Here is a 12,289-nt window from a genome sequence, read left to right as displayed (position 1 = left end):
TCTGGAGAAGACGATGGCGAGTTCCTGGTTTCCCCGCTGGCAGAAAAAGTCAGCCTTAACTGAAAATGGGTTGATTGCACCGGACGAAACACTGCCGCTCGGGCAGACGTTAATTCTGGGCCTGCAACATGCTGTGGCGATGTTTGGTGCAACGGTGCTGATGCCGTTGTTAATGGGGCTGGATCCAAACCTGGCTATTCTGGTTTCCGGTATCGGCACCTTGCTGTTCTTTGTGGTCACCGGCGGGCGCGTACCCAGCTATCTTGGTTCCAGCGCCGCTTTTGTTGGGGTAATTATCGCCATCACCGGTTTCAACGGTCAGGGACTGAACCCCAACCTGGCGTTGGCGCTCGGTGGCGTGATCGCCTGTGGTGCGCTGTACACGCTGATCGGTTTTGTGGTGATGAAGGCGGGTACGGGCTGGATTGAACGACTGATGCCGCCGGTGGTGACGGGCGCAGTGGTTATGGCAATCGGCCTGAACCTCGCGCCGATTGCGGTACACAGCGTATCATCATCCATGTTCGATAGCTGGATGGCGGTGATGACGGTGCTGTGCATCGGTCTGGTGGCGGTATTTACCCGCGGCATGGTGCAACGTTTGCTGATTCTGGTCGGGTTGATTGTCGCCTGGGCAATCTACGCGCTGCTCACCAATGGTCTCGGGCTGGGCAAACCGGTCGATTTTAGCGGGGTAGCCAATGCCGCCTGGTTTGGCTTGCCGCATACCACCTCACCGGTTTTCGATATGCAGGCGATTGTCATGATAGCGCCAGTGGCTATCATTCTGGTGGCGGAAAACCTCGGACATATCAAGGCGGTAGCAGGTATGACCGGGCGCAATCTCGATCCCTGGATGGGACGCGCCTTTGTCGGTGATGGCCTCGCCACCATGCTTTCCGGATCGATCGGCGGCAGCGGCGTTACCACCTATGCGGAAAATATCGGCGTGATGGCCGTTACCAAAGTCTATTCAACGCTGGCGTTTGTCGCGGCGGCCCTGATTGCGCTGGTACTGGGTTTCTCACCGAAATTTGGCGCGTTAATCCATACCATTCCCGGCCCGGTGATTGGCGGCGCATCGATTGTGGTGTTTGGTTTGATTGCCGTGGCAGGCGCACGTATCTGGGTGCAAAACCATGTGGATTTCAGCCAGAACAGCAACCTGATTATGGTGGCGACCACGCTGGTGCTGGGTGCCGGGGATTTCGCGCTGAAAATTGGCAACTTCACCCTCGGGGGCATCGGCACCGCCACCTTTGGCGCGATCATTCTCAACGCCATTCTGCGCCGTCGTGGAACCGGTGTGGGTGAGAACCAGACGGCACGGCAAAACAGTTAAGGTTCCTGTATCTCCTGCGGTGCCACATCCGGCACCGCTTTTTTGCGCCGGATACGCAACTCACTGACGATCACCCCGCAGACAATCAACGCACCGCCGAGTAGCGCTGCCGCAGGCAGGCGTTCGCCCGCAATGCGCCCCACCACCCCTGCCCATACCGGTTCACCGGCATAAATCACCGTGGCTCGTGTCGGCGAGACGCTACGCTGTGCCCAGTTCATGGTGACCTGAATCAATGCGCTGGCCGCCCCCAGACCCAGCGCGCTCAACAGCAGCGGTATACTCAAGGTTGGCAGCGACTCCCCGTTCGGAATCATAAAGATAAAGGCACAAGCCGAGGCCACCGCCAGTTGGATCAGGGTGACACGACGCACGTCAACCCGCCCGGCAAAGCGACTGATCAGGATGATTTCCGCCGCAATCGCCAGGGTGCTAAGTAATGTCGCCATTTCACCCGCGTTCAGCGCCAGTTCTCCATTCTGTGGACCGGCCACCAGCAGCAAGCCGATAAACGCCAGCAGGATGCCCAGCCAGGCCATCATCCCTGGAGGACGGCGTAAAAACAGCCACTGCAACAAGGGCACCACCGGCACATATAACGCCGTCAGGAACGCAGACTGGCTGCTGGAAATGGTTTGCATACCCCAGGTTTGTAAGCCATAGCCGCCCGCAATCGCCAGGCCAATCAACGCGCCAGCTTTACACTCCAGCCAGGTGGTTTGTCGGAGGTAGCGACGGAAGAAAAAAGCCAGCAGCAACGCCGCGGTCGCGAAGCGCAAACCGACAAAGAAGAACGGACCGGAGTGCGCCATCGCGCGGTGCACCACCAAAAAGGTGCCACCCCAGACCATCGTAATGAAGATCAGAACAAGTTCCTGACGCGACAGGCGCAGGAAAAAGCGAGAAGCAGGAACAGACATAAAGCACCATCGTGAGGATTCGGGCGCCATTTTCGCAGAGTCGGAAGGAATTGCAATGATTGTCACCGCCGGGCGTACCCGGCGGCGGAGGGCGTTATGTCGCAGCCGGGTTATTTTTTATTGCGGCTGCGTCCCCCTTTTTCACCTGCTTCGGAAGCGCGCTGCGGGTCATTTCTGAAATTCCCGCCGCTATTTTTACCGCCTTTACGGCCTGCTTCCGCGGCTCTTTCGCGATCTTCGGCGAAATTACCTGATCCTCCACGATGTTGTGCCATCATTTCCTCCGATAGAGTTTTCTCATCAGTGGTCAGGACTTTTCACATGCACGGGGTGAAAAGCAAGGTGGCACGCTTTCCGTACCACCCGTACAAAGAATAGCCAATGGCGTTACGTTTATGGTGAATATTTATACTTTGAAACACATATTCCTCTCATTTTTTAACCTAAGTTGGCATTTTACGCCATTCAACAAACGCTTAGCGGAGGATTAAGCGAAGCCGTAGTTTTCCCTCGCAAATTGCTGAGCAGCAGGTCACGCAGGCTCTTCTATACTTCAGATCGTGTGTTCAAACCCACAGGAAGGAAGAAGATGGCGAAAATTCTGGTGCTTTATTACTCCATGTATGGACATATTGAAACTATGGCGCAGGTAGTTGCGGAGGGTGCGCGTCGGGTTAGCGGCGCAGAGGTCACCATCCTGCGCGTACCGGAAACCATGGATGCCGAGCGCTTTGCGCAGGTCGGCGGAAAAGTACATCAGGCCGCGCCTGAAGCAACCCCCGAAGATTTACCGCAATATGATGCCATTATTCTCGGCACGCCCACGCGCTTCGGGAACATGGCGGGACAAATGCGTAACTTTCTCGATCGTACCGGCGGATTGTGGGCGTCAGGGGCGCTGTACGGCAAAATCGCCAGCGTCTTTGCCTCTACCGGCACCGGCGGCGGTCAGGAGCAAACCATCACCTCAGTCTGGACCACCCTCGCCCACCACGGCATGGTGATTGTCCCCATCGGCTATGGCACCAAAGAACTTTTCGATATCTCCCATGTGCGCGGCGGCACGCCTTACGGTGCCACCACCATTGCAGGGGGCGACGGATCGCGCCAGCCTTCTGCGGAGGAGCTCGATATCGCCCGTTTTCAGGGCGAACATGTCGCCGGTCTGGCGGTAAAACTGAAAGGATAAATCCACAACAGGAGACCTTTATGGCAACAGAACAGTCTAAAGCTCACCATGTGGGCGAATGGGCCACCTTGCGCCACACCTCGACCGAAATCGCCGAAGCGATATTTGAGGTCGCTAACTATGACGAGCGTCTGGCAGAAGAAATCTGGCGTCAGCAGGGCAGCGATGAAGTGCTATTTCGCGCCTTTGATAAGACCGATCAAGACGTTCTGACGTGGGACGATAAGACGGTCGAGCGTAAAAACATTTGAATCTCAGGCGGGCCAGTCCCGCCTTTGTCATTTTAATTGACCAAGGAGCGTTGTATGTCTTCCTATCAAAGTATCAATCCAGCCAATAACCAACTGCTGAAAACCTGGCCCTCGCATGACGACGCCCGGATGCAGCAGGCACTGGAAACCGCCGATCGTCTTTACCATTCCGACTGGTGCAAAGGAGATATGCAACCGCGATTACAGGTGCTGACACGTCTGGCGGAGCTGATTGATGCCAACGTTGAGCAACTGGCAACCATTGCCAGCCAGGAGATGGGTAAGCTGATTGGTCAAAGCCGGGGTGAAGTAAAAATTTGTGCGCAAATCGCCCGCTATTACGCAGAACACGCCGCCACCCTGCTCCAGCCGCGAGCCTATCCCAGCGACGTGGGGGATGCGTGGCTGGAATACCATCCTGTCGGCGTGATCGTGGCAGTAGAACCGTGGAATTTCCCTTATTACCAGTTGATGCGCGTACTGGCACCGAATCTGGCACTCGGTAACCCGGTGCTGGCTAAACACGCCCCCATCGTCCCGCACTGCGCGGATGCGTTCGAAAAACTGGTACTGGAGGCGGGCGCTCCCCAGGGAGCATGGACCAATTTGTTCATCTCCAATGAACAGGTTGCCGAGTTGATCGCTGATCATCGGGTACAGGGGGTAGCGCTCACCGGTTCAGAGCGCGCGGGCAGTGCCGTCGCGCAACAGGCGGGAAAATATCTGAAGAAATCGACGCTGGAACTGGGCGGTAACGATGTGTTTGTGGTGCTGGATGATGCCGACCTCGATGAGGCGGTGCGCCAGGGCGCGCAGGCCCGTCTGAGCAACTGCGGCCAGGTGTGTACTGCCGCGAAACGTTTTATCGTGCATGAAAAGGTGGCCGGGCAGTTTATGGCGAAGTTCAGCGCCGCATTACAATCCGCAGTCGTGGGTGATCCGCTGGATGAGAAAACCACGCTGGGTCCCCTATCGTCGCGTGATGCGCGCGATCGGCTGATTAAGCAGGTTGAGGATGCGGTACAGCATGGCGCGCGCGTGGAGTGCGGCGGACGACCGATTGACGGCGTGGGATGTTACTTTCAGCCAACCATTCTCACCGGTCTGACACCTGACAACCCGGCCTATTATCAGGAATTTTTTGGCCCGGTAGCCCAAGTCTATGTGGTGGCAAGTGACAGTGCTGCCGTCGCGCTGGCAAACGACTCGCACTATGGTCTGGGTGGATCGGTGTGGACACGGGATATCGCACGCGGACGTAAGATGGCGTCGCAGATTGAAACTGGCATGGTATTTATCAACTCACAAAGCGACACGGCCGCAGAATTGCCGTTCGGTGGGGTAAAACGTTCAGGCTATGGACGTGAGCTGTCCGACCTCGGGCTGAAAGAGTTTGCCAATCAGAAACTGGTGGTGGTGGCAAGTTAAGGGCATAAAAAACCCCGCTGCGGGAGCGGGGTGTTGGTTTTATCGCATTGTTAGTTACTAGCCGGTGCTGTAGCTGCGTTGCTCTTGTCCGTTTTGGCCGGGACATCAGCTTTCGCCTTTTCTGCCGCCGCTGCATCGGCTTTCGCTTTCTCTTCCGCCGCTTTCTGCGCAGTGGCTTTCTCGGCTTTCGCCTTTGCTTCAGCCGCTTTGTCAGCTTTCACTTTGTCTTCTGCTGCTTTCGCATCAGCCGCTTTCTGCGCAGCGGCTTTGTCTGCTGCCGCTTTATCCGCTGCTGCCTGATCGGCCGCCGCCTGATCCGCTTGCACCTGCGCATCATCGTTAGTCGCAGCCGGTTCCGGTTGCGCTGGCTGAGCAGCAGGCTCAGGTGCGGCTGGCTGCAACGGCGTACCCTGCAAAGCATTGTTCAGCACACCGGCGAACTGATCCCAGCTGCAATAACCGTTGGCATCAGCATCACAACCCGCCAGTTGCAGCGTGACACGTTTAGGCGGATTCTTCAGGCTCAGTACGTCGGCATTGCGCAACTGATCGCTGGTCTGATAAACGTATTCAACCTTCAACAAATCTTTGTTGTTTTTCGCATCGTGCCAGCGCTCAAACACCACCTGGCCACCAATCGGTGTTTTCTCATCATTGCCCGGCAGTTCATAGGGTTTGACCTGTAGCGCACTGAGCAGCGAAGCGATATTCGAATCATGTCCCACCATCAGCGTGACTTTTGGCGCGTTGGCTTTGTCCTGATCGATCAACTGGCTACGGATGTAATCCACCAGTGGAGCCGCCACTTCACGCGCCACTTCAGGTGAGGCGAATAACGCATCCTGGTAACCGTTTTTAATGGCAGCCAGCGCTTTCCACTGTTCAGGGGTTTTGATTTGGCCCCAGGCCACCTGGTCCAGCGGGAAGCCTTCATAGTATTGCAGCGTGAAGGCATCAACCAACGAGTTGCCCACTTTCAGCGGACCACTGACGTTCGGTTCTTTACCGTTATCAGCGCTAAAGGTGTTCTGCCCGCTGCTCAAATCACACTGTTTCTTGCCGTTGCAGGCCGGTGCCGATTTGTAATCGACAATTTTTTCCAACTGCTGGTATGCCGGTTTCAACGCCAGCTTCTCGTTGGCTGCGGTCATCGCCGCCAGCGCTTTCTTGTTGAAATCGTCGCTACCATCGGTCACGACCGGGTTAAACACCGGGTCCATGGTGCCCATAGCGTCCTGATGCGTCACCGCGATATCACATCCAGGGAAGGCACCATTAACAAAGAATTGGGCGGTCGCCACGGTACGTTGCAGGCTGTTAGCGTAGACAAAGACATTGTTGCTGTCCGGGCAGGTGCCGTTTTCAACCAGACCCTGCTGTGCCAGCCACTGACGGGTGTAATTACCCATGTAGACTTCCAGCACACCACCTTTAGTGGTGAGCTGCCCACCAGGTACATCCCATTGTGGCCAGCTTTTCTTGGTTGATTGCTCCAGAACGCTGCCATTGTTCGCCAGCGGGGCGCGCAGATTGTGACGGCTCAGCATCAGTACCTGCTGGAGCTGCATGTCCCCTTCTGCAGCCTGCGCTGCCATGCACATCGGTAACGCAGCGATGACTGACAACGCGCAAAGACTCAGTTTCTTGATCATTGTGCCTATTCCATAATTCATCAGTGAAACACTCTGGCATTCAAACGATTAGCTCGGCCACAGAGCGAAATGCCCCACAGTGTAACCCAGCTTGCCTGGGAAAATCGCCAGATGTTTGCAAAAACCGTGAATGGACTATAGCAGACATGGGGGCTGCCGGTGGACTGAGGCAGCAGATTGAAAAGCAACGGGATGTTTTTCGGAATCTCTGAAGCAGAAAAGCAAAAAGCCCGCATCGCTGCGGGCTTCTTTAATTTGGCGGAGGAAGAGAGATTCGAACTCTCGGATGGTTTCCCATCGGCGGTTTTCAAGACCGCTGCCTTAAGCCACTCGGCCATCCCTCCGGATAAAGCAGTTACTTAACTCTGAGTGAGTTAAGTGGCGGAGGAGGAGAGATTCGAACTCTCGGATGGTTTCCCATCGGCGGTTTTCAAGACCGCTGCCTTAAGCCGCTCGGCCACCCCTCCGCAATGACGCGCACTATAAACATCCCCCTGAAAGATGTAAAGCCTGGAGTGATTCATTCGCCTGAAAAACAGCCAAAAACTATTTAATCGGCGTCATAATCGCCATTCCGCTCAGGGAAACAGCAATTTATCGCGTAAAGAAGGGTAAAACGCCTTTTCTGCCCCGGTAGCGCTGCGTATTCTTCTTGGCATATTTAGTGTTCTTTCAATTAAAGGAGCGCATGATGGATAGAATTATTGCCTCGTCGCAGCGGCAGTCGCTAATCAGCACACATAAAGTGCTGCGTAATACTTACTTCTTACTTGGCCTGACGCTGGCGTTTTCCGCGCTGACCGCCACGCTGAGCACCGTCTTTGCCCTGCCCTCTCCGGGGCTGATTCTGATGCTGGTCGGCTTTTATGGGTTGATGTTTCTGACCTATCGCCTGGCGAACAGCCCAACCGGTATTCTGGCCGCTTTTGCCTTTACCGGCTTCCTCGGCTACTGCCTTGGCCCAATCCTTAACTCGTTCCTGTCGGCAGGAATGGGCGACGTGATTGGTATGGCGCTGGGAGGAACTGCGCTGGTGTTCTTCTGCTGCTCAGCTTATGTGTTGACTACCCGTCGCGATATGTCATTCCTCGGCGGCATGATGATGGCTGGCTTTGTGGTGCTGCTGGTCGCGGTTGTGGCGAATATTTTCCTGCAATTACCGGCTCTGCACCTGGCCATCAGTGCATTGTTTATTCTGTTCTCTGCCGGAGCCATCTTGTGGGAGACCAGTAACATCATCCACGGCGGCGAAACGAACTACATCCGTGCCACCGTCAGCCTGTATGTCTCGCTGTATAACATCTTTGTCAGCCTGCTCAGTTTGCTGGGCTTTGCCAGCCGCGACTAATCTCAGGCCGGCCGTAAATGAAAACCCCGCTTCGGCGGGGTTTTGCTTTTTCTGGCTACGCCGCCCTACAATATGCGCAAACTGAATCTGAGGAGTCACCGTGATTTTTGCCGGTAAAGAGATTGCCACCGATGCGGAAGGCTATCTGAAAAACAGCGCCGACTGGAGCGAACCCCTGGCGGAAGCCATTGCCGCTACCGAAGCCATCACCCTAAGTGAGGCGCACTGGGAAGTGGTCCATTTTGTCCGGGCGTTTTATCTTGAATTTAATACCTCGCCAGCGATCCGTATGCTGGTCAAAGCGATGGCGCAGAAATATGGCGAGGAGAAAGGCAACAGCCGTTATCTGTTTCGTTTGTTCCCGGAAGGCCCGGCTAAACAGGCAACGAAAATTGCCGGATTACCAAAACCAGCGAAGTGTTTGTAATCACCCGGTGGTAAAGCGGCTGGGGGCTTCTGTCGGTTGATGCGGTTCCACCAGCACTTTTTCCACGCGCGCGCTGCGCGGGCCACCGGCCTTTAACCACGTAATCAATGCGTTCACCTGGGGTTCCTCCCCCCATGCCAACACCTCTACGCTGCCATCGTTCAGGTTACGTGCATAACCTTTTACATCCAACTCTCTGGCCTGTGCCTGGGTGCTATAACGAAAACCAACCCCCTGCACCAGACCATGAACCCAGATTTTGAAGCAGGTTATGGCCATTATCCTCTCCCCTCACTGTTCATTGCATTTTGCCGCCATCCACCGGAAAATGACGCCTCATTTTTTCAGGTAAGCATAGCAAACTATGACTGTTCGATTGATTCTCACTAAGGGACGTGAAAAATCCCTGCTCCGCCGTCATCCCTGGGTTTTTTCTGGTGCTGTTGCCCGTATGGAAGGCAAAGCCCAATCAGGGGAAACCATTGATGTCTGCGACAGCAATGGCAAATGGCTGGCTCGTGCCGCTTATTCTCCGCAATCACAAATTCGGGCGCGCGTCTGGAGCTGGCAACAGGATGAGTCAATCGACATTGCCTTCTTTGTTCGCCGTCTCACCCAGGCGCAGCAATGGCGTGCCTGGCTGGCGCAACGTGACGGGCTGGATAGCTACCGTCTGATTGCGGGTGAGTCTGATGGTATGCCTGGCGTCACCATTGACCGTTTCGGCAATTTCCTGGTGCTTCAGTTGCTGTCTGCCGGTGCTGAATATCAGCGCCCGGCGATCATCTCCGCCCTGCAACAATGTTTCCCGCAGTGTGCGATTTACGATCGTTCCGATGTGGCGGTACGTAAAAAAGAAGGTCTGGAGCTGACACAGGGGCCGGTCACTGGCGAGCTGCCACCGCCACTGCTGCCGATTACTGAACACGGCATGAAGTTGTTGGTGGATATCCAGGGCGGCCACAAAACCGGTTATTACCTTGACCAGCGTGACAGCCGCTTTGCTACGCGCCGCTATGCCGAAAATGCCCGCGTGCTGAACTGTTTCTCCTATACCGGCGGCTTTGCCGTCTCAGCATTGATGGGCGGTTGCCGTGAGGTAATCAGCGTAGATACCTCTCAGGACGCGCTGGATGTTGCCAAACAGAATGTGGAACTTAACGGTCTGGATGTATCCCGTGCCCAATTCTTACGTGATGACGTGTTCAAATTGCTGCGTCGCTACCGTGACAGCGGTGAAAAGTTTGATGTTATCGTGATGGACCCACCGAAATTTGTTGAGAACAAGAATCAGCTGGCGGGTGCCTGCCGTGGTTATAAAGATATCAATATGCTGGCGATGCAGCTGTTGAATCCCAACGGGATTCTGATGACGTTCTCCTGCTCCGGCCTGATGGCAACCGATCTGTTCCAGAAGATTATCGCCGATGCCGCCGTCGATGCGGGGCGTGATGTACAATTTGTAGAACAGTTCCGTCAGGCAGCCGATCATCCCGTGATTGCCAGCTATCCTGAAGGGCTTTATCTGAAAGGTTTCGCTTGCCGCGTACTGTGACTTGAAAATTCTGCCCCTGCCTCCATATCTGACGCAGGGCAGTATTTTGGGAGGTCACTATGATTGCCAGTAAGTTTGGAATTGGACAGCAGGTCCGGCATCGTCTCTCCGGGGTGCTTGGCGTGATTGTGGATGTTGATCCGGAGTATTCGCTGGAAGAACCTAAGCTCGAAGAAGTCGGGGCTGCCGAGAAGTTACGCGCTGCACCCTGGTATCATGTGGTGATGGAAGATGAGGACGGTGAACAGGTCCACACTTACGTTGCCGAAATTCAGCTGTCCGGTGAAACATCTTTCGAACATCCAGAACAACCCTCGATGGATGAGCTGGCCGCGTCAATCCGACAGCAGCTTCAGGCACCACGCCTGCGTCATTGATCAAAAACGGCGACCCTCGGTCGCCGTTTGTTTTAGTGCACCGGCTGCGATAGCCCGAGCCGTGGTATCTCAATCTTCGGGCATCGATCCATGACCACCGTCAACCCCGCATCCTGCGCCAGTACCGCCGCCTGTTCATTGATCACGCCCAGTTGTAGCCACAACGTCTTCGCGCCGATGGCGATGGCTTCCTGCGCGATCCCCCATGCCGCTTCGGCATTACGAAACACATCCACCATATCCACCGGACCCGGGATGTCAGCGAGAGTCGCGTAGGCAGTTTGTCCCAACAGTTGTTGCCCGGCCAGCTTCGGACTCACCGGCACCACCTCATAACCCTGATCGAGCAAAAACTTCATCACGCCATAGCTGGGACGATCGGGACGATCGCTGGCGCCAACCAGCGCAATACGTTTGGTGCGCGTCAAAACATCACGAATGGTTTGATCGTTCATGCCTCTCTCCTTTTTCACTCGCCTGAGTGTAGATGGCATCAGGTTACACCACGCAACCCCCGCGTCAGAAAACTTTGCGCGGCAGCACGAATAAATATGTTAAAATGTAAATTTACTGCCATAATGTAATAATTTGCTACACATCACTGATTTGCGCCCAGCTTACGGGAGTTGAAATGAAGCTGTTTTTGGCTGCGACGAGTCTGTTTATCTTGCTCGTCTCAGCATCCTGCCATGCCATAACCTTGAAACTTGATCCGGAGATCGATCTTCTGGTGCTGGATGGGCGCAAAATTTCGGGCTCTCTGCTGAAAGGGGCCGATGGTCTGGAGCTGGATCGCGGTCAACATCAATTCCTGTTTCGGGTTGATAAAGCACCGACCTCTGCTTCAAACAATGGCCCACATTATCAATCTGTCCCGATGATTGTGACCTTTACCGCCAGTGGCAAAACCGTGGCTATCCGCCTGCCTGCCCTGGACAGCCGCCGCGAACGCCATGCATTCGATAAATCTCTCAATTTTCAGCTAATTGATGAACAGGGCAAAGAGATTGCCAGCATCCGTGACCACCTGCCCATGCCGTCGGGAGGCGATCTTGAACAGGCCATGTTGAATTATAATCGCAATGGTCAGGCCGCATCCGTCCCCCGTTTTGCCGTGCAAACCAGCAGTACGCCAGATGTCCAGTTGAACGCCGATTTCGCCTGGCAGGAAGCCAGCGACCTGCCCTCACTACAACGGTGGTTTGAACGTTTCGATGCGGCCACCCGTCTGCGTTTTCTTAGTTGGATGAAAACCTTACGCGCAAGTTGATAGGAACGAAATGCCAGGGGTAAACTCGAGCATCACTTAACCTAGCCCGAGAAGAGTCAGGAAGCCCTATGGAGCAGACCGTTCGTACCCTCAATATTCAGAAACACATTGCCCTCGTTGCCCACGATCATTGCAAAGCCTCGCTGTTGGACTGGGTCCAGAAGAACCAAAGCGCACTACAGTCGCATGTATTATATGCCACCGGCACCACCGGTAATTTGATCAATCGCCACACCGGCCTTGAGGTGAACGCTATGCTGAGCGGCCCAATGGGCGGCGACCAGCAGGTAGGCGCATTGATTTCCGAAGGGAAAATTGATGTGCTGTTCTTCTTCTGGGATCCGCTCAATGCCGTGCCGCACGACCCGGATGTCAAAGCGCTGCTGCGTCTGGCAACAGTATGGAACATTCCGGTTGCCACCAACCGTTCCACCGCAGATTTCCTGATCCAGTCACCGCTGTTTGCCAGCGAAGTCGAGATTCAGATCCCTGATTATCCGCGTTACCTGGCTGAACGCCTGAAGTCGTAA

General features: G+C 55.1%; 15 protein-coding genes and 2 tRNA genes. 10 read left to right on the top strand and 7 right to left on the bottom strand.

Going from position 1 to position 12,289, the window contains the following annotated elements:
* Window positions 1–13: 13 nt before the first annotated feature.
* Window positions 14–1,342 carry a pyrimidine utilization transport protein G gene (rutG, locus tag L579_RS02260; protein WP_021182661.1) on the top strand — a complete coding sequence of 443 codons (1,329 nt, stop codon included), beginning with the start codon at window positions 14–16 and terminating at the stop codon, window positions 1,340–1,342.
* Here the strand turns inward: rutG and L579_RS02255 are convergent.
* A complete protein-coding gene (locus L579_RS02255) occupies window positions 1,339–2,262 on the bottom strand; it encodes a DMT family transporter (protein WP_021182660.1) in 924 nt (307 codons plus the stop codon). The two genes, rutG and L579_RS02255, sit on opposite strands and share 4 nt — an antisense overlap.
* Before the next feature lie 110 nt (window positions 2,263–2,372).
* The gene (locus L579_RS02250) at window positions 2,373–2,537 is read right to left on the bottom strand and encodes a general stress protein (protein WP_013508570.1); all 165 of its coding nucleotides are present in this window, start codon (window positions 2,535–2,537) and stop codon (window positions 2,373–2,375) included.
* A gap of 314 nt (window positions 2,538–2,851) precedes the next feature.
* Here L579_RS02250 and wrbA point away from each other — a divergent pair, with 314 nt between their 5' ends.
* From wrbA to L579_RS02235, 3 genes are read left to right on the top strand one after another with little or no spacing between them, the layout of a single operon-like run.
* On the top strand, window positions 2,852–3,451 hold the full coding sequence (wrbA, locus tag L579_RS02245) for an NAD(P)H:quinone oxidoreductase (protein ID WP_021182659.1): 600 nt from the start codon (window positions 2,852–2,854) through the stop codon (window positions 3,449–3,451).
* A gap of 20 nt (window positions 3,452–3,471) precedes the next feature.
* On the top strand, window positions 3,472–3,702 hold the full coding sequence (locus L579_RS02240; protein WP_013508568.1) for a YccJ family protein: 231 nt from the start codon (window positions 3,472–3,474) through the stop codon (window positions 3,700–3,702).
* Window positions 3,703–3,756: 54 nt separating this feature from the next.
* On the top strand, window positions 3,757–5,130 hold the full coding sequence (locus L579_RS02235; RefSeq protein WP_021182658.1) for an NAD-dependent succinate-semialdehyde dehydrogenase: 1,374 nt from the start codon (window positions 3,757–3,759) through the stop codon (window positions 5,128–5,130).
* A gap of 50 nt (window positions 5,131–5,180) precedes the next feature.
* On the opposite strand, the gene agp is transcribed toward L579_RS02235, so the two are convergent.
* From agp to L579_RS02220, 3 genes are all read right to left on the bottom strand, one after another.
* Entirely contained in the window at window positions 5,181–6,782 is a 1,602-nt protein-coding gene (gene agp, locus L579_RS02230) for a bifunctional glucose-1-phosphatase/inositol phosphatase (RefSeq protein ID WP_021182657.1), read from the bottom strand.
* A gap of 256 nt (window positions 6,783–7,038) precedes the next feature.
* Window positions 7,039–7,126 (bottom strand) — tRNA-Ser (locus tag L579_RS02225).
* Window positions 7,127–7,161: 35 nt separating this feature from the next.
* Window positions 7,162–7,249: transfer RNA gene (locus tag L579_RS02220), tRNA-Ser, on the bottom strand.
* 224 nt (window positions 7,250–7,473) lie between these two features.
* Between L579_RS02220 and yccA the strand changes: the two genes are divergently transcribed.
* Together yccA and tusE are read left to right on the top strand one after the other, a co-directional pair.
* Window positions 7,474–8,130, top strand: coding sequence for an FtsH protease modulator YccA (gene yccA / locus L579_RS02215; RefSeq protein WP_021182656.1), 657 nt, complete (start codon window positions 7,474–7,476; stop codon window positions 8,128–8,130).
* 100 nt (window positions 8,131–8,230) lie between these two features.
* Window positions 8,231–8,557, top strand: coding sequence for a sulfurtransferase TusE (gene tusE / locus L579_RS02210; protein WP_021182655.1), 327 nt, complete (start codon window positions 8,231–8,233; stop codon window positions 8,555–8,557).
* On the opposite strand, the gene yccX is transcribed toward tusE, so the two are convergent.
* Complete coding sequence (gene yccX, locus L579_RS02205) at window positions 8,558–8,836, bottom strand: acylphosphatase (RefSeq protein WP_021182654.1); 279 nt, start codon at window positions 8,834–8,836, stop codon at window positions 8,558–8,560.
* Between the two features lie 85 nt (window positions 8,837–8,921).
* On the opposite strand from yccX, the gene rlmI reads away from it, so the two are divergent.
* Window positions 8,922–10,112, top strand: coding sequence for a 23S rRNA (cytosine(1962)-C(5))-methyltransferase RlmI (gene rlmI, locus L579_RS02200; RefSeq protein ID WP_021182653.1), 1,191 nt, complete (start codon window positions 8,922–8,924; stop codon window positions 10,110–10,112).
* 59 nt (window positions 10,113–10,171) lie between these two features.
* Window positions 10,172–10,489 carry a heat shock protein HspQ gene (hspQ, locus tag L579_RS02195; RefSeq protein ID WP_021182652.1) on the top strand — a complete coding sequence of 106 codons (318 nt, stop codon included), beginning with the start codon at window positions 10,172–10,174 and terminating at the stop codon, window positions 10,487–10,489.
* 32 nt (window positions 10,490–10,521) lie between these two features.
* Here the strand turns inward: hspQ and L579_RS02190 are convergent, their stop codons facing one another.
* Window positions 10,522–10,944 carry a CoA-binding protein gene (locus L579_RS02190; RefSeq protein ID WP_021182651.1) on the bottom strand — a complete coding sequence of 141 codons (423 nt, stop codon included), beginning with the start codon at window positions 10,942–10,944 and terminating at the stop codon, window positions 10,522–10,524.
* Window positions 10,945–11,120: 176 nt separating this feature from the next.
* Here L579_RS02190 and L579_RS02185 point away from each other — a divergent pair, with 176 nt between their 5' ends.
* Complete coding sequence (locus L579_RS02185; protein ID WP_021182650.1) at window positions 11,121–11,759, top strand: YccT family protein; 639 nt, start codon at window positions 11,121–11,123, stop codon at window positions 11,757–11,759.
* A 68-nt stretch (window positions 11,760–11,827) separates the two neighbouring features.
* Window positions 11,828–12,289 carry a methylglyoxal synthase gene (gene mgsA, locus L579_RS02180; RefSeq protein ID WP_021182649.1) on the top strand — a complete coding sequence of 154 codons (462 nt, stop codon included), beginning with the start codon at window positions 11,828–11,830 and terminating at the stop codon, window positions 12,287–12,289.

This window comes from Pantoea sp. AS-PWVM4, assembly GCF_000468095.1.
GTDB lineage: Bacteria > Pseudomonadota > Gammaproteobacteria > Enterobacterales > Enterobacteriaceae > Pantoea > Pantoea phytobeneficialis.
This window is presented reverse-complemented; position numbering and strand designations above follow the sequence as displayed.